General features: G+C 44.1%; 12 protein-coding genes. 10 read left to right on the top strand and 2 right to left on the bottom strand.

Annotated features, from left to right (window positions below; translation table 11 throughout):
* Positions 1-76: 76 nt before the first annotated feature.
* The 9 genes from AC27HD_RS02315 (at position 77) to rmf (ending at position 16,197) form a co-directional block, all read left to right on the top strand.
* A complete protein-coding gene (locus AC27HD_RS02315; protein WP_032094116.1) occupies positions 77-1,123 on the top strand; it encodes a WD40/YVTN/BNR-like repeat-containing protein in 1,047 nt (348 codons plus the stop codon).
* A 15-nt stretch (positions 1,124-1,138) separates the two neighbouring features.
* A complete protein-coding gene (locus AC27HD_RS02310) occupies positions 1,139-3,457 on the top strand; it encodes an efflux RND transporter permease subunit (RefSeq protein WP_487103520.1) in 2,319 nt (772 codons plus the stop codon).
* A gap of 174 nt (positions 3,458-3,631) precedes the next feature.
* Positions 3,632-8,470 (top strand): NAD-glutamate dehydrogenase, encoded by a 4,839-nt coding sequence (locus AC27HD_RS02305; RefSeq protein WP_487103518.1) that lies wholly within the window; start codon positions 3,632-3,634, stop codon positions 8,468-8,470.
* Positions 8,471-8,541: 71 nt separating this feature from the next.
* On the top strand, positions 8,542-9,549 hold the full coding sequence (pyrD, locus tag AC27HD_RS02300; RefSeq protein WP_487103516.1) for a quinone-dependent dihydroorotate dehydrogenase: 1,008 nt from the start codon (positions 8,542-8,544) through the stop codon (positions 9,547-9,549).
* A gap of 62 nt (positions 9,550-9,611) precedes the next feature.
* On the top strand, positions 9,612-11,708 hold the full coding sequence (gene rlmKL, locus AC27HD_RS02295) for a bifunctional 23S rRNA (guanine(2069)-N(7))-methyltransferase RlmK/23S rRNA (guanine(2445)-N(2))-methyltransferase RlmL (RefSeq protein WP_487103514.1): 2,097 nt from the start codon (positions 9,612-9,614) through the stop codon (positions 11,706-11,708).
* Positions 11,705-11,938, top strand: a complete 234-nt coding sequence (locus tag AC27HD_RS02290; RefSeq protein WP_032094111.1) for a glutaredoxin family protein — start codon at positions 11,705-11,707, stop codon at positions 11,936-11,938. Before rlmKL ends, AC27HD_RS02290 begins: the two co-directional genes overlap by 4 nt.
* Positions 11,935-13,875, top strand: a complete 1,941-nt coding sequence (gene uup, locus AC27HD_RS02285) for an ATP-binding cassette ATPase Uup (protein ID WP_032094110.1) — start codon at positions 11,935-11,937, stop codon at positions 13,873-13,875. The genes AC27HD_RS02290 and uup overlap by 4 nt, the downstream gene beginning before the upstream one ends.
* Before the next feature lie 12 nt (positions 13,876-13,887).
* On the top strand, positions 13,888-15,645 hold the full coding sequence (locus tag AC27HD_RS02280; RefSeq protein WP_487103511.1) for a DUF3466 family protein: 1,758 nt from the start codon (positions 13,888-13,890) through the stop codon (positions 15,643-15,645).
* 375 nt (positions 15,646-16,020) lie between these two features.
* Positions 16,021-16,197, top strand: a complete 177-nt coding sequence (gene rmf / locus AC27HD_RS02275; RefSeq protein ID WP_032094108.1) for a ribosome modulation factor — start codon at positions 16,021-16,023, stop codon at positions 16,195-16,197.
* A gap of 75 nt (positions 16,198-16,272) precedes the next feature.
* Here rmf and fabA read toward each other — a convergent pair whose 3' ends face one another.
* The gene (gene fabA / locus AC27HD_RS02270) at positions 16,273-16,791 is read right to left on the bottom strand and encodes a 3-hydroxyacyl-[acyl-carrier-protein] dehydratase FabA (RefSeq protein WP_032096223.1); all 519 of its coding nucleotides are present in this window, start codon (positions 16,789-16,791) and stop codon (positions 16,273-16,275) included.
* Positions 16,792-16,921: 130 nt separating this feature from the next.
* Between fabA and AC27HD_RS02265 the strand changes: the two genes are divergently transcribed.
* Positions 16,922-17,209, top strand: a complete 288-nt coding sequence (locus AC27HD_RS02265) for a hypothetical protein (RefSeq protein ID WP_032096224.1) — start codon at positions 16,922-16,924, stop codon at positions 17,207-17,209.
* Between the two features lie 37 nt (positions 17,210-17,246).
* Here the strand turns inward: AC27HD_RS02265 and AC27HD_RS02260 are convergent, their stop codons facing one another.
* Positions 17,247-18,908, bottom strand: a complete 1,662-nt coding sequence (locus tag AC27HD_RS02260) for a cryptochrome/deoxyribodipyrimidine photo-lyase family protein (protein ID WP_487103508.1) — start codon at positions 18,906-18,908, stop codon at positions 17,247-17,249.
* Positions 18,909-18,947: the final 39 nt, after the last annotated feature.

Here is an 18,947-nt window from a genome sequence, read left to right as displayed (position 1 = left end):
GCTTACACACCAAACGGTTGGCACTTGCCAACCGTTTTTGTTTGCAGACAATTATTTTTAGGGGGAATGGTTCAATATGAAAAAAACCATTGCAGCGTGCATTGCCGCCGCCTTTGCAGTGAATAACGTAAGCACTGCAATCGCTGAAGAAGTATTCATGGCACCATTGGTAGAACAGTCTGTTCTGCTCGATATTGACGCTGATCAGTTTGTTGTTATTGTCGGTGAACGTGGTCATGTACTTATTTCTGAAAACGGAGACGTTTTCGAACAAAAACGAGTTCCAACTCAGTCAACGCTTACCGCTACTACTGTAGTCGGTGACAATATATGGGCGGTAGGTCACGACGCCGTTATTATTCATTCATCAGATAAAGGTGAATCGTGGGAGGTGCAGCAGTACCAACCTGATTTACAGCGTCCTTTTCTCGACGTGCTCTTTTTTGACGAAATGCAGGGCGTCGCCGCAGGGGCATATGGCTTGTTTTACCGCACTGAAGATGGCGGGAAAACGTGGAATGCAGAACGCCATGCAACCTTGCTAGACCCATATGATAGAGAATATTTGGAAGACATCCGAAAAGAAGATGAAGCCTTTTATCAACAAGAGTTGGAATCTATTCTTCCCCATATCAATCGCATCACGCTTGATGGCAATACCCTATATCTTGCTGGTGAAGCCGGTCTATTGGCTAAAAGCACCGACATGGGCAAGTCGTGGGAACGCTACAGCGTTGATTACACCGGTTCGTTTTTTGATATCAAGCCACTTGACGATAATTCAGTGCTAGCGGTTGGTTTGCGCGGCAATATGTTCATTAATCACAATGAATCGTCGTGGGAATATATTCAAACGTGTTCAACCAGTACGCTAAATTCCATTCTTGTTAGCTCAGACTCTGTTGTTTATGCCCTTGGCAATAACGGCAAAATGGTGAAGGCCAACAGACCAATACCGACGAGTATGCGCGACCCATATGCAAACCCTGTTGATTGCAAGCCAGGGGAAGGTATTTCGGTATCTCAGATTGAAGATAAAGCTGCAATTCTTAATGCTAAGCAGTTCAAAGGCCTGAATCTCGCGGTATCAGCGAATGGCGTTAAAACGTTGAATTTAAAATAGGGCAGAATAAAAGCAATGACCCATTTTCTCGAAAAATTAGTCTTCAGTAACCGAAAGCTTGTGGTAGCACTATTCGCTATCGCAACGGTGTTTCTGGGCTATCAAGCTTCTCAAATGCGTTTAGACGCTGGTTTTGAAAAAAACATTCCTCTTAATCATGAATACATGCAGACCTATATTGAACATCGCCAAGATTTTGGTGGTGCAAACAATATCCTCGTGTCTGTATGCGACAAAAACGATGATATTTTTAACAAGAATTTTTTCGACACATTAAAAAATGTGCACGACCAACTTTTCTTTATCAACGGCGTCAATCGCTCATTGGTGATATCGCTGTTTTCGCCGTCCACTCGATTTACCGAAATCGTTGAGGGCGGATTTGCTGGCGGGCCAGTTATTCCTGCAGACTTTAACTCGTCTAACCCAGAAGCGTTGGAGCTGGTTGCGGCAAATATTGAAAAAGCCAATATTGTTGGACGACAGGTTGCAAGCGATTACAGCTGTGCAATGGTGACGGCGCAATTACTAGATATTGACCCTCAAACCGGCGAACCCCTTGATACACTGGCCCTTGCGGCAGAGTTAGAAGAGCAGCTTCGCGGCCAATATGAAAACGAAGATACGTCGATTCATATTATTGGCTTTGCCAAAATGATTGGTGACGTAGCCGATGGTGCCAAAGACGTACTGGTATTCTTTGCTATCGCCATTGGTATTACTGCCATCATGGTGTATTTCTTCTCTCGCAGCATAATGTTAACAGTATTGCCACTACTGTGTTCTGTGATTGCCGTTATCTGGCAGCTTGGTCTACTCACCTCTATCGGCTTTGGTATGGATCCTATGTCTATACTTGTCCCGTTTTTAGTGTTTGCCATCGGCGTAAGCCATGGTGTGCAAATGATAAATGCGGTAGAGAAGCAGGCGGTAACGGGTATTGGTGCTAAAAAAGCATCCATGGCAGCATTTAGAAGCTTACTTGTGCCAGGCGGTATTGCACTGCTCTCTGACACCGTTGGTTTCATGACCCTACTGGTTATCGATATTGGTATCATCCGAGAGCTAGCGATTACAGCGAGTATGGGTGTAGCGGTTATTATTTTAACTAACTTACTGTTACTTCCTGTATTGATGAGCTTCTTGAAGCTTGACGAACGCTATGTAGAAAAATTTGCTGGCAAGGAAAAGGCGAACAGTAAGTTCTGGGATATGATTGCTGCTTGTTCACGTAAGAAACCCGCTGCAATTATATTAACTATTACCGCTATCTTATTTGTGTTTGGTCACTTCCAAGCGCAAAAAATGAAAATCGGTGATTTACATGCCGGTGCACCAGCGCTTCACGAAGACTCTCGGTATAACCAAGACACCTTCTTAATTACCGATAAATACGAAGTGACCGTTGACTACATTTCTATTTTGGTAGAAACCACGCCTGAAGCGTGTACATCACACAATGTCATGAAAGCCATGGACGACTTCCAGTGGAAAATGGAGAATACCAAAGGCGTTCAGTCTGCAGTGTCTCTAGCGTCAGTCGCTAAAATTGTGAATGCGGGTTACAACGAAGGCAATGTGAAGTGGCAGGTTATTCCACGAAACCAACAAACATTGGTTCAAGCTATATCTCGTGTACCTACATCATCAGGTCTTCTAAACGGCGATTGCTCTGTAATGCCTATCATTCTATTTATGGAAGATCACAAGGCAGAAACTATCTCTCGCGTTGTTGATGCGGTTAAAGATTATCGTACCGAATATGAAACTGACGATATGAAGTTTAGCTTAGCGTCTGGTCCGGTGGGTGTTATGGCAGCAACGAACGAAGCGGTTAGCGAAGCACAAGATCCAATGATGCTCTATGTATTCGGTGCGGTCATCGCTTTATGCTTAATCAGCTTCCGTTCAATACGCGCTACATTAGTGGTTGTTATACCGCTTTACGTAGTTTCTGTGCTGGCCCAAGCATTGATGACCTATCTGCAAATTGGTCTCACCGTCTCTACCTTACCAGTTATCGCACTGGGTGTGGGAATAGGGGTGGACTATGGTATTTATATACTATCGACCAAGAGCCTTATGTTGAAGCAGGGTGCAACGGTACAAGAAGCCTATTTCGCAGCGCTTAAAGAGCGCGGCAGTGCGGTGTTATTTACCGGAGTAACGTTAGCAATTGGCGTCAGCACATGGGTATTCTCATCGCTCAAATTCCAAATGGATATGGGAATACTGCTCACGTTTATGTTCGTTGTTAACATGCTTGGTGCAATAATTGTACTACCAGCGTTAGCTAGGTTCCTCTGGTGGAACAAAAATGACCCTGGTGCATAAATTATTTTTGCATAGCTAATCAAAAAAAAGGGCCTTTAGGCCCTTTTTTTAGGTGTTTTCTGCATAGTTATCTATGCTGTTAATATAAGGTTAAAAAGGGGCTTTTAATAAGCCGCTTTATTAGAGAAAATACAAAGGTTTTCAGCACTTACGATATTACTAAAAGGTTAACAAATGACAGTCACCTCACAGCGACACTCAGTACTGCTAGATAATGTATTCGCACTTATCGATAAAAAAGTAGATACGAAGCAGAAGTCTCTTGTGCAGCAATTCGGACGTCTGTTGTATAAAAACATATCAAGCGATGATTTAGAAAATCGCAACGACAGCGATCTTTACGGTGCAACTCTGAGTTTATGGAATGCACTTTCTCGATTCGATAACTCTGCGCCCCATATACGCGTCTTTAATCCAGAAATTGCAAAACACGGTTGGCACTCAAGCCACACTATTGTTGAAGTGATTGTGTCTGACATGCCGTTCCTCGTTGATTCGGTTCGAATGTCGCTGAATAGACTAAACATAACCGCACATTTATTTTTGCACAGCCCCATAGGCATTAAGCGTGACACCAGCAACAAAGTGGAAAGCTTTTCTGAGCAGGGCAAAACCCTGGAAGGTGCGAAAAAAGAAACCGTTATTTTTATAGAAGTTGACCGTCAAACTTCCAAAAAAGATATCGACATACTGACGAAAGAGCTTCACTCAGTGGTCGATGAAGTATCACTTGCCGTGGCTGATTGGCAAGATATGACCAGCACATTGCACACGGTAATTAAAACCAGCGAGTCGTTTAACTGGCCCGTGTCCGTTGAGCAAAAAGACCAGGTAAATCGCTTTCTAAACTGGTTGGGCGATCATAACTTCACCATGATGGGCTACCGTTATTACGATGTAAAAGCCATAGAAGGCGACCATCGCTGGATCCCTAAAAACGATAGCAGCCTAGGTTTACTAAAGAACTCCGTTAACAACCGCGAGCGTCTTTTATCGAAGCTGCCAGCCTCAGCACGCAGTGAAGCGTTAAGTGAAAATCCCCTCATCTTAACCAAGACCAATACTCGGGCTCGCGTTCATCGCCCTGCGTATATGGACTATATCGGCGTCAAAGTTTTCAACGATAATGGTCAAGTGGTCGGTGAGCACCGCTTCCTAGGGCTGTATTCGGCATCGTTTTATAACCAAAGCGTTATTGAGTTGCCAATTTTAAGCGAAAAGATTCAGCTTATCTGTGCCTTATCAGGCTTCGAGCCGGGTACTCACGCCTACAAAGCGTTTGTTAACATTGTAGAAACTTACCCAAGAGACGAGCTATTGCAAACGCCAGCACAGGAGTTAGCTCAAATTGTCATGGGTATTTTCCAAATGCAAGAACGCGGGATTTCTCGCTTATTCATACGCAAAGATACCTTTGGTCGCTTTTTCTCGTGCATGGTGTTTGTACCAAGAGAGCGCTACAACACGCAGTTGCGTAAAGAGACGCAAGAACTATTAAAGGTGTCGCTTAACGCATCAGAAGAGGTGGAGTTTACAACCTTCTTCTCTGAATCTGTTTATGCAAGAACACACTACATAGCGCGAGTTAACGATAACAATGCGGAATTTGATGTGAAGGAAATAGAACAAAATATCATCGAGCTTACCAAAACATGGAATGACAGGCTTGCGTCGGCTATTTCAGCATCTCACGGCGAGGCGTCTGGAAAGTCATTAGAGCGTAAATATAGCAATGCATTCTCTCGCAGCTACATGGAACACAACCTGCCATCAGCAGCGTTGGTAGACATGGGTAAATTGGAGATGCTAGACGATAAACATACCTTAGATATGTTGTTCTATCGCCCCCAAGAAGAAGACTCTGAGAGTCAAATTGTTAAACTTAAATTGTTCCACCGTGCAGAGCCCATTCATCTGTCGGATGTACTGCCAATGCTGGAAAACTTTGGGTTACGCGTAATTGACGAGAGCCCATATAAAATAACGTGTTCAGGTGGTGAGCATAACTGGATCATGGATTTCAAAATGCTGCACAAAAGCGGGCAGCATTTCGACATGGAAAACGCCCAAATACTGTTCCAAGATGCGTTTGCTAAAGTGTGGTACAACACCTTAGAAGACGATGCGTTTAACCGCTTAATTCTTGGTGCAAACCTCACCGGACGCCGAGTGACTATTTTGCGTGCCTATGCAAAATACATGCGTCAAACAGGCAGCTCATTTAGCCACGATTACATTGCAAATACGCTGGCCAACTACACCGACATTGCTCGCTTATTAGTAGACTTCTTTGACCAGCGCTTTAATCCGAAGAAAAAGCGCAACAAGAAAAAAGAAGACGCAATACTTGCCGATATTAAATCGCAGCTAGACGGCGTTAATAATCTTGATGATGACAGAATCATTCGTCGTTATTTAGACATGATGTCAGCGACACTGCGCACTAACTTCTATCAGCTTGATGAGTCTGAGAACGAAAAGTCTTATGTCTCGTTTAAAATGCTTCCAGAACTTATTCCGGACATGCCGTTACCTCGTCCTAAGTACGAAATTTTTGTGTATAGCCCTCGGGTAGAAGGTGTCCACCTTCGAGGCGGTAAAGTAGCCCGCGGTGGTTTGCGTTGGTCAGACCGTCAAGAAGATTTCCGTACAGAAGTGCTCGGCCTAGTGAAAGCTCAGCAAGTTAAAAATACGGTTATTGTTCCGGTTGGTGCAAAAGGTGGTTTTGTTTGTAAGAAAGCCCCTGTAGAGCAAGGCCGAGAAGCTATTCAAGCAGAAGGGCAAGCATGCTACCGCACCTTCATAACCAGCTTGCTGGATATTACTGACAACATCGTGAACGGAGAAATCGTACCGCCCAAAGATGTAGTGCGATTGGATGACGACGACCCTTATCTTGTTGTTGCCGCAGATAAAGGAACCGCGACTTTCTCTGACATTGCCAATGGCATAGCAGAAGAATTTAACTTTTGGTTAGGCGACGCGTTTGCCTCAGGTGGCAGCATTGGCTACGACCATAAGAAAATGGGTATTACAGCCAGAGGCGGTTGGGAATCTGTTAAGCGTCACTTCCGCGAAATGGGCGTGAATTGTCAAACTACCGATTTCACCTGTATCGGTGTGGGTGACATGGCGGGTGATGTATTTGGTAACGGTATGTTGTTATCTGAGCATACAAAGCTTATCTGTGCATTTAACCACCTGCATATATTCTTCGACCCTAATCCAAATGCAGCAGACAGTTATAAAGAGCGTCAGCGCTTGTTTGAAAACCCAAGGTTGTCGTGGGAAGACTACGACAGCAAATTGATTTCAAAAGGCGGTGGTATATTTAACCGCTCAGCTAAGTCTATTAAGCTAACCCCAGAAATGAAAAAATGGTTAGGCACTAGACAACAAACCATGACACCCAACGAGCTTATTCATAATGTATTGAAGATGCCTGTGGATTTAATGTGGAATGGCGGTATTGGTACTTACATTAAGAGCTCTAAAGAATCACATTCTGCGGTGGGCGATCGCGCTAACGACGATTTACGGGTAAACGGTAAAGACGTTCAGGCGAAAATTGTAGGTGAGGGGGGTAACCTCGGTGTTACCCAACTAGGTCGTATTGAATACGCAGCCAACGGCGGCAGAGTCAATACCGACTTTATCGACAATGTGGGTGGCGTTGATTGTTCTGATAACGAAGTAAACATCAAAATACTGCTTAATAGTTTAGTTAATGACGGCGAGCTTACAATCAAGCAACGCAACAAGCTGCTTTATGATATGACTGACGATGTGTCTGCCATTGTGCTTAAAGATTGCTATCGTCAAACCCAGTCTATTTCAATTACTGAATTAGCTGGTGTAAAACAACTTAAAGAGCAACTTCGCTTTATCCACGGATTAGAAAGAGAAGGGCAGTTAAACAGAGAGTTGGAGTTTATTCCAAGCGATGATGAAATTTCAGATCGCGTTGCCACAGACCAAGGTTTGACGCGACCTGAACTGAGTGTGCTCATTGCCTACGGTAAAATGGTGATGAAAGATGCGCTCAATATTCCTGAAGTTACCGAAAACCCGTATCATGCTCGTCTGTTATTAGAGGCATTCCCTGAAGTGCTTCGCAGCCGCTTTAACGAGCACATGCAGCAACATCCACTGCGCAGTGAAATTATTGCCACTAAATTAACCAATAATATGGTTAATGACATGGGCTTGAATTTTGTTTTTCGCTTACAGGAAGAAACCGGCGCCAGCGTGAGCGAAATTGCAGATGCCTATGCAATTGTTCATGGTATTTTTAATATGGACAGCCTATGGAGCCGTATTGAAGATTTAGACAATGTCATTTGTGCCAAGCTTCAACTTACGATGCTCGATGAAGCAAGGCGTATTATGCGCAGAGGCGCTCGTTGGTATATTCGACACGGCGATAAAGCTCAGTCTATAGAAGAAGCCATCGAAAGCTATCGCGGTACATTCGATACCTTGTCAAAAAACCTTCAGCACTATTTGGTTGAAAGTGAATATTCGCAACTTGAGGCAACTACGCAGAAATATACTGAGCAAGACGTGCCCCATGATATTGCCTATCAAGTGGCTAGCTTCTCAAACATGTTCTCTAGTTTCGATTTAGCACAAATTGTTGATGCAGATAAACATGAGACCGATGTCGTCGCCAAGCTTTATTACCAACTAGGTTCTAGATTAGAACTTCATTGGTTCCTCGACCAAATCAATAATCAGGCAGTAAGTAACCATTGGCAAGCTCTTGCTCGTGCATCTTACAGAGAAGAGCTGGATTGGCAGCAGCGTTCTATTGCCGCTAACTTGCTGCAATCACGCACCGATGTTGCAGATGCGGATCAAATTCTTGATGACTGGATAGACAGCAACCAAGTGTTGTTAAAGCGCTGGTATCACATGATGTCTGAGTTTAAAACGAGCACAACCCACGAATTTGCGAAGTTTTCTGTCGCTTTACGTGAATTGATGCTTTTAAGCGTGAAGTCTAACCATTAGAATACACGCACCTTAATGATTTAAGCCCTGTTCAACAGGGCTTTTTTATATTAGCGAGCGTTATAATACCCATGCAATCTTTAGTGCAAAAGCTGCTACTTCAGTGTGAACCTGAAAAAAGCCACGATTTTACGATTAACTGGCTAAATAAAACTCAACATACACCGCTGAAATGGATGTACAGCACCACACCTATTGCAAAACCAGTGACGGTAGCAGGAATTAAGTTTGATAACCCAGTGGGTCTTGCTGCAGGGTTAGACAAAAACGGTGATTGCATAGATGCATTCTCAAGCATGGGCTTTGGCTTTGTTGAGATTGGCACCGTGACGCCTCGGCCACAGCCGGGTAACCCTAAGCCACGCTTGTTTCGTCTGCCTGAAAAGCAAGCCATTATCAATCGCATGGGTTTTAACAACAAAGGGGTAGACCACCTTGTTGAACAAGTGAAAGAAGCCAAATTCAAAGGGCCCATCGGCATCAATATTGGTAAAAATAAAGATACCGAAGACACCAAGGCTCTAGAAGATTACCTTATTTGCCTAAACAAGGTTTATCCGTACGCCAGCTATATCACAATCAATATTTCGTCGCCTAATACACCAGGGCTACGAAATCTGCAGTACGGCGAAGCATTAGACTCACTGCTTGTAGGTCTTAAAGCCGCTCAAGAAACGCTAACGCAGACACACAGTAAATACGTGCCCATGTTCATTAAAATCGCCCCTGATTTAAGCGATGATGAAATAAGCAGTATTGCGGTGTCTTTGATGAACAGCAAAATGGATGGCGTCATTGCCACTAATACAACGCTTTCTCGTGATGCAGTGCAAGGTTTAGCCCATGCTGATGAAATGGGTGGCCTCAGCGGTTCAGTGATGACTGACATGAGTTTACAAGTGACGAAGAAATTAGATAAAGCATTAGATAAATCTATGCCTATTATCGGCGTAGGAGGCATAGACTCTCCTGAGTCAGCCCAGGCACGTTTAGATGCTGGTGCATCACTGGTTCAATTATATTCGGCCTTTATTTATCAAGGTCCATCGCTCGTTAAACGTATCGTAAACGCGTTATAATACCCCCGATCTCTCATAAAGTGCGCACGTGCTAATGTCGTGCGCCAGTTACAGGTAAATGAATGAATACAATTCTGGTTACAACCAGCCGCGGTCTCGACGAACTACTTAAACAAGAAGTGCTCACTTTGTGCCCTGAGGCACAAATAAAGCAGGCTCCTGGTATGCTTCAGTTCGAGGGCTCTAAAGAAGACGCCTATAAACTTTGCTTATGGTCGCGACTGGCTAACCGAGTAATTTGGGTTTTGGCATCGGGTAAAGCAAATAATGCCGAAAGCCTTTACGATACGGCAATGACTGTAGATTGGCAGATGCAAATGGACTCCAGGCATACGCTGTCTGTCCAATTTGTGGGAACCAACTTTGCGATCAAAAACACCCAGTTTGGGGCTGTTCGTATTAAAGATGCCATAGTTGATACGTTTGTTGAAGAAGGCTTGGCAAGGCCGTCTGTTGAGCGCAGACACCCTGACATTTCCGTTTACGCCCGCTTGCAACGTGACAACGTTATTATCGGCATAGATTTAGCGGGGGCGAGCTTGCATCAACGTGCATACCGACAAGAAGCGGGTGATGCGCCACTTAAAGAGCATATTGCTTGCGCCATGCTGATGCGAAGCGGATGGACTGAAAACACCGATGCGCCATTAGTCGATTTAATGTGCGGCTCGGGCACTATCGCTATTGAGGCTGCGTATATCGCGCGCAATATCGCCCCGGGGATCAAACGTTCATACTGGGGTTTCACCAAGTGGTTAGGTCACGAAGAGAGTACGTGGGACAACCTTGTTGATGACGCCTTAGACAATCAAAAGCCTTCTACTAGCGGTATCTATGCTGCCGATTTTAGCCGTAAAATGATTTCAATTGCAAAAGCCAATGCTGATTTTGCGGGGGTTTACAACGATATTGGCTTTAGTCAGCAAGATGCCACCAAATCATCACCACCTATCGCTACACCAGGGTACATTGTGTCAAACCCGCCCTACGGTGAGCGATTAGGGGAACTGACGTCTCTTATTCCGTTATTCAGTGAATGGGGCAAGCGCTTTAAAGAAGCGTGGAAAGGCTGGCATGTGTCTCTTTTAAGCAGTAACCGAGACTTGTTGCGAGTACTTAAGCTGCGCGCGAGCAAAGACTACGCAATGAATAACGGTAAGCTAGAGTGTCGTTTAGCTAACTATGTGTTAAACGAAGAAAATACCGTTCAGTTTAGCGAAGACACCGGTAACCATGAATTTGCAAATCGCCTTAAGAAAAACCTTAAAAAGCTTAAGCCGTGGCTTAAAAACGCAGATACAAACTGCTATCGCATTTATGACGCTGACTTGCCTGACTACAACGTGGCCGTGGATAAGTATGGCGATTGGTTAGTGGTACAAGAGTACGCTCCCCCTAAGACAGTATCAGAAGATAAGGCGCGCAGACGCCTTCAAGAAGTGCTATTGCATTTACCCGCAGTAACGGGCATTGCGCCTAAAAACATTGTGTTAAAAGTGCGTAGCCAGCAAAAAGGCACTAAGCAATACGAAAAATTCAATCAGTCTGGCGATATGATGGAAGTGTATGAGAACGGCGCACGTTTCTTGGTAAACCTGACGGATTACTTAGATACCGGTTTGTTCTTAGACCATCGCGATACCCGCCAGATTGTTATGAATATGGCCAAGGGCAAAGACGTGCTTAATCTGTTTTCTTACACGGGCAGCGTGTCTGTATTTGCGGCAAAAGGGGGCGCGAAATCAGTCACCACCGTGGATATGTCGAATACCTATCTGGATTGGGCGAAGAAAAATGTAGCGCTCAATAAGCTTGATGGGCCTCACGCGTTTGTTCAGGCTGACTGTACAACTTGGTTGGCCGATCACAAAGGCAAATACGACCTGATATTTATCGACCCGCCTTCGTTTTCTAATTCCAAGCGCATGAGCAATACATGGGACGTTCAGCGCGACCATGTGGATATGCTGACACGGGCAAAAGCCTGTTTAAATGAAAACGGTACAGTTATCTTTTCTAACAATAAGCGCGGGTTTAAACTTGATACCCAAGCCCTTGAAGCCCTTGGTTTTGGTATTGAAAATATTACGTCAAAGACCATTCCTGAAGACTTTGCCAGAAAGGGTAAAATTCATCAGTGCTGGACATTACAGTCGTGAAGATAGTGTTTTATACCGGCCCCCAGTGCAGTTTATGTGACTTAGCTGACGTCGAGCTTTCGAAAACCAGCGTGTTTTCGTCGCTAACAGTAGAGAAAGTAAATATAAGAGACAGCACCGACCTTTATCATCACTATGGTGCACGCATTCCCGTATTAAAACGGGAAGACACAAACAAAGAAATCGGTTGGCCTTTTGACAGTGCCGACCTGGAGGCATTTCTGCAGTGAGTATTTTGCAGTTAAAAAATATTACGGTTATTTATGGAAACCCGCCGCTACTAGACGGTATCGAACTTGTTGTACAGCCGAAGGAAAGGGTGTGCCTTGTGGGCCGAAATGGCAGTGGCAAATCAACGTTAATGAAGGTTATCTCTGGTGACATCATTGCCGACGATGGCCAGCGAATTATTGAGAACAACACAGTAATCGCACGTTTAGAGCAAGACCCGCCGCAAACCACAGACGTCACCTTGTTTGATTACGTGGCAGAGGGATTATCTGACATTGGCGAGACGCTTAAAGACTATTTTCATCAAACCCGATTGGTTGGTGAAGATCCCAGCGAAGCCAATCTCAACAAATTACAGCGTTTACAAGAAACCTTAGAAGCACGTGATGCTTGGCAGTTTGAACAACAAATTGAACAAACTCTTACCATGCTTAAACTTGAGCCAGAAACATCGTTATCGACGCTGTCCGGTGGTTGGAGAAGAAAAGCGGCGCTGGCACGAGCACTTGTACGTTCGCCTGATCTATTGCTCCTTGATGAGCCGACAAACCACTTAGACATTGAAATGATCAAGTGGCTGGAATCTAGCTTGAGCAATTACAATGGTGCCATTGTGTTTGTGAGTCATGACCGAGCATTTATTCGTTCTATGGCCACCCGTATTATTGATTTAGACCGCGGCGGCATCACCAGCTACCCTGGCAATTACGAAACCTATTTAGAGAAGAAACAGCACGACCTTGAAGTCGAAGCCTCGCAAAACGCTGAGTTTGATAAAAAACTGGCGCAAGAAGAAGTGTGGATTCGTCAGGGTATTAAAGCGCGTCGCACAAGAAACGAAGGTCGCGTAAGAGCGCTTAAAAAATTACGTGATGAACGCAAGGCGCGCCGCGCAGTGCAAGGGAGTGCAGTGGTAAACCAGCACCAAGGTGCACGCTCTGGCAAAATGGTCTTCGAAGTTGAAAACCTTTCATACAACATTGGTGAGCTTTGCATTGTTAAAGATTTGAGCCTGAATGTACTAAGAGGCGACAAGCTCGCGCTTATCGGCCCTAACGGCAGTGGTAAAAGTACGCTCATCAAATTGCTGCTAGGCGAGCTAGAAGCAAACAGTGGTAACTGCAAGCGAGGTACAAATTTAGAAGTCGCGTACTTCGACCAGCACAGGCATGGTCTTGATTTAGAGCAGACAGTGATTGACGCTGTGGGCGATGGCAAACGAGATTTAATGGTTAACGGCCACCCCAGACATGTCATCAGTTATTTGCAAGATTATCTCTTTACACCAGAGCGTGTAAATGCGCCGGTGAAGTCACTTTCTGGCGGAGAAAAAAATCGCCTTATGCTGGCTAAGCTTATGCTTAAACCCAGCAACCTGTTGGTTCTCGATGAACCGACTAACGATCTGGATGTTGAAACACTGGAAATGTTAGAAACCCTGCTTAACGAATATACCGGTACTGTGTTACTTGTGAGCCACGATAGAGAATTTGTGGATAATGTAGCAAATAGCAGCTTAGTATTTGAAGGTGAGGGAAGACTCCGAGAATTTATTGGGGGTTTCACTGACGTTGAAAGCTGGTATAAAGGGCAGCAGGAAAAACGCCTTCAGATTGAAAAAGAAGAAAAAGCTAAGTCTAGGAATGAAACTAATTCAAGTTCAGATAGTCCTAGTGCTAAGCCTTCACCCCGCAAGGCGAAAAAGTTATCATACAAAGACCAACGTGAACTGGAATCACTTCCCGCAGAGCTAGAAAGTCTTGAGGCCGAGCTAGAAGTAATGCAAGAACAGGTAAATGATCCTGAATTCTTCAAAAAAGACAGTGACACCACTGCAAAAGCATTAGCGCTTTTGGCAGACCAAGAATTATTGTTGTCCCAGAAGTATGCGCGCTGGGATGAATTAGAAAGTATGCTGGAAGATAATCAGCAGTAAATAGGATTTTAGATGAAACGAACTCAGCTTGCCGCCGCCGTTCTGTTGGCAACAGGAAGTGTTTCGGCTTATGCCGCGACTTATTCAGTGACACCTCTTCCGCTACAGGATTCTGCAAGAAGCAATTTTGGTCGCTCTATTGATGAAGCAGGACAAATGCTAACGATAGCGCAGCTTGAATACAATCCTCCCATCGACGTTGACCAACTGATCGATGGCACCGTTTTCTTCGAAACTTTTGGTCCTTCGCTGGAAGATGAAGATAGTGCGAGAGAAGGGGTGTTCACTGACTCAGATTACTCCACTATTGTCAGCTATATAATTAGCAACCAAACGTTTCCTCAGATTCAAAAGCTTACACAGTTTAGAACCTACATTACCGATACAGTAGATGCGGAATTAGTACCTGGGTTAGACGAAATTACCGATAAATTTGATGATTACACTCAATCAGTTCGGGTATCGGGCAGAGACAGCCTTAGCGGCAATTATATTGTCGGCGACTCTGGCGGTTTAGTTGTTTTAGATGCCTATGAGAATACTGACGGTGATACCATTAATTATACGTACCCAGAGTCTTCACAGCAGGCGTTTGTGCAAGTATCTGGAACGACCAAAGTACTTCCTCCTGTAGATGATACCCTTGGCGGTTTTGCTTCAGCGCGAGCTATCAACAATAACCTACAAGTAGCTGGATTTAGTACGGTAAGCTTTCAAACCGCTGTTGATGATGCGGTAGCGCGCTGCGACGATGATGAAGAGCGCGGTGATATTTCTGTTGACCGCTGTTTATTCAATTTATACACGGGCGAATTTACTGCCCCTCGCGTATCTACGCTTTTTGTGACAGCACAAAATCCTCCGATTCCAGCCTTTGTGAGCCTGTCAGAAGTTAACGCTACTATCTGGCAACTCGATGTAAACGGCGATGTCATTGACACACAGACGTATCCACTAGTAGAAGAGCCTGCCGAGGACAATACCTTTTACCTTTACACCTACGCCTTCGATATTAATGAGCAAGGTATTGCAGTAGGTGAAAGCTTAACCGGAGATTTTGTTGCTATTACTCGCCCAAATTCATCGGCAAGAGCGGAAAGTGAACGTGTAGCTACCGTATTTAGAGACGGTGAAACTATTGAGTTACTTCCTCGTGATGAAAATATCATCAGCCAAGCCATTGGTATTAATGATAACAACTGGGTAACCGGTGCAGTGTTGCCGCCATCAAGTACGGCTTCACGCTCTCGTCTCTTTGTCTACAACTTAGAAACTGAAGAGAAAGCATACCCAGAGGGATTTTTCACTAGCGGTGGCGTAACGCCAAATGCGATTAACAATAATAATATTGTTGTGGGTAGCGCAGATGTGACAGCGACGAATGAAACCCAGCGTCAAACAACGGCTTTCATGTACAACATTGAAACTGAAGAGTTAATTGATTTAAACGATTTAGTGTCTTGTGATAACACCTACGAGCTTGTTGAGGCCGTAGATATTAACGATAACAATGAAATAATTGCTAACGCACGCCTAAGAACTACTAGTAAGTATATTACTGGCGTAGAAATTTTAGACAGCGCAGGTGAAACTAACGCCGTTGATTCTATTGTTGCGGTTAAACTATCACCGCTATCAAACGGCACAATAGACGACTGTGAAGTACCAGAAGATGAGCAACCCTATGAAAGACAGGCCGCATCGACAGGGCTATTAGCATTAGGTGGTATGTTGTTAGCTGGATTATTTAGACGCAGAATTAAACGCTAAGGTTCTTATTAATTACTCATTAGTACTTACACGTAATAGTGATTACCTAGTTGCGCACTTCCTTGAAAGTAAATGACGTTAAAGGCTACTCTTGTTGAGTGGCCTTTTTTATGTCTGTTCATAAATCAAACGTTCATTCGTTCACAAAAAATATGTGCGAAAAAAATTCACAAAACTGTAAAAATAATTTCATATAAACTTCATTCATTTATTAAAAGTCAAGAATTTTAATTTCAAAATTCTCTTGAACCAATTGGCTAAGTGCACTATCTAAGTAATGTACGCAAAAGATTTTCCGGCACTTTTAATAAATATGATGTAGAGCGCCCGCGAACTGACGTTGTTGTACTTTCAACAAACAGAAGAGGCTAGTCAATGAAAAGACAAAAAAGAGATAAAATGACACGTGCACATTCTAAAGGCTATCAAGCTGGTATTAGTGGTCGTGCGAAGGAAAATTGTCCATTTCAGCAGAACGAAACCCGTTCACAGTGGTTAGGTGGATGGCGTGAGGCGGTAGAAGATAGGCACTTAGGACTAACTGTAAAATAATACATTCTCTTTTATACTGATTATGCAAAAGGAAAAGCCCCTAAATAAGGGGCTTTTTTTGTATTTGCGGAAAAATTAGAAATTTGATGTATCTTGAAATAGACCTACTTTGAGGTCTTTCGCCGCATAAATTTCTCTACCATCAACTTCAACAGTGCCATCAGCCATACCCATGAAAAGTTTACGTTTTATCACGCGTTTCATAGTGAGTTTGTAAGTGACTTTCTTTGCTGTTGGTAAAATTTGGCCAGTAAATTTAACTTCACCTACGCCTAATGCTCTGCCTTTGCCTGGACCGCCGCTCCAGCCTAGGAAGAAACCGACAAGCTGCCACATTGCATCTAAGCCAAGACAGCCGGGCATGACCGGATCGCCAGGAAAGTGACAGTCAAAAAACCATAGGTCTGGTGATATATCCAACTCAGCGATAATTTCACCTTTACCGTGTTCTCCACCATCTTCTGTAATTGAAACCACACGGTCCATCATTAACATATTAGGTGCAGGAAGTTGGCTGTTACCTGGTCCAAACATTTCCCCACGACTACACGCTAGTAAGTCGTCTCTAGTAAAGCTATTTTTTCTCTCAGACATTCCCAACTCGTATTGTTTTAAATTTCAGTGCTAATTTAGCGAACAGTTGTGCGCTAAACAACTCCGAACAGTCATTTTTATAAAGAAAAACGCGTGGTACACTAAATTCTTCAAAAGGTACTTGAACAATATGACAGAAAAACAATCAAAAACAGCGCTTCAAAAAAATAACAGCGATAAAGCGAAAGCAAATGCTGATAAACAGCGACGCTTTAGAGAACGTCAAAAAGAAGCCGGTAAAAAACTCGTGCGCGGCTATGTGTCTCCAGAAGCTAAAGCGTGTTACGACGAAATTCGCGAGAAGACTGGGTGGACAGATAGCGAGGCCATGTCAAATGCCATGCGCCTTATGTATGCATCGTACAAATGCGGGCAAATTAAGCTTCTTACCGAGTGGCTCAGAAAAAACAATCGTTAACAGGTGGTGTGATAATCAAAGTAGGTGATAACTGAAACTAGGCTTTCTTTTTTAGCCACTGTCTACTCGGGCTGTTTTGCATGGTGTGGCGATGCACTATTCGACGAGCTTCGCGCAATACGTCGTCGCGTTCTCTATACTGCCACAATCTTTCCCCAGTCTTTCTCGCCATACTGCCAATATCCACAATTGGCAACACATAGTCTTTTTCAACATCGAAATTCAGCATAATCGCTTCTAAGGGCGGCATGGCGTAGGGAGCATGCACAGTGTCACCGGGCAATTCTGCTAGCTCTGGTACCCACTTCCTAATAAACACGCCCTCTGGATCCAGTTTCATAGATTGAGTATGTGGATTGTAGAGGCGCACCGTATGAATGCCTGTTACGCTGGCCTGCATTTGAATTTGCGGGTAATGAATACCAGGCTCAAAGTCTAAAAATTGTGTGGCCAAATAGTGCGCCGCCTTTAGCCAATGTACATTGAGATGATGGCACAAAAAGCTTGTGACCATTGCCCTCATTCGAAAATTAATATAACCCGTTTGGGCGAGAGCCCGCATACAGGCATCAACCAAGGGGTAGCCGGTAGTCCCGTTTTTCCAATGATAAAAACGTCGCTCTGCCTCGGGGCCATCAATAAATGGAAATTTTTCATAGGCGGCATTCATCGGTCGCCATTCAATAGTATGTTCACTTTCAAACTTTTGAATAAAATGACAGTGCCAATGCAACCGGGATGTTAAGGCCGACAGTGCTCGCGACCACAGTGCTTTGTCTTTACCGGCGGACGCTTTCTTTATTTGCTTTTCTTTTTCAACAAAATGATAAACCTGCCTGATGGAGATATTTCCCCAAGCAAGATAGGGGCTTAATCGCGAACAAGAACGACGAGCATCAAAAGGGCGAGATATATGCTTGTGATAATATTTTCCTCGCTCCTCAAAGAAATGCTTCATTACGTGCCACGCTCGTTTTTCTCCCCCTTTTTGCATTTGGCCTCTGTCAGATGAACCTTCAGATGAGCCTTCAGCTGAGCCCTCTGTTGCGCTACTTGATGCTGATGCGCCACCAGATACTGATGGGTTTTGAAGCGCACCTGAAATTGAGCCAGGTTTCACATCAGAACTTGAGCCAGAAAGTGAAAAAGCCGAGTAGGTGGTGTCGCTATCAGCTAAACGCGCATGCTGAGTCCAATTTACCCATTTTGCCAACTGAATATCGAAATCATAGGTTGGGGAATTAAAGTGTGCCTCCCAATTTTTCTGCCAACGTGCACGGTTAGGCAAGCCCCTTATCACTGCGCCTGTATTACACTCTAAAAATGGTATTTTGTTTTTAATACAATAAGTTGCTATTGCCTTGTCGCGGTTATACGTAACCAAAAGTCCAATTTCTTGGTAACTTCTTAGGGAGGATATGGAGAAATATTCCTGAATCTGCGATAGAGCCTCATGCACCTCCATGTGCATCTGCAGTACTTGAATACCGCTGGGTAATTGGGCGTTAATATCAGCAAGACTCTGCTCTACAAATCGCCAATGACGAACATCCATATGAGGATCGGCAAGCAAGGACGGTTCCCAACAATAAAGTAAAAGGATGTTGTCACCGTTATTTACAGCATCAAACAGCGGCTGATGGTCTCGAAGCCTGAGGTCGCGCTTAAGCCAAATTACAGAAACGGCTTGTTGAGTCATACTTCTATGTTCACCTGCTTGCTATTCATTTTCTTAAAC

It is taken from the genome of Alteromonas sp. 4NS20-0143 (assembly GCF_057542855.1).
Note: the sequence above shows the minus strand (reverse complement) of the source record. Positions and strands in the feature narration are given on the sequence as shown.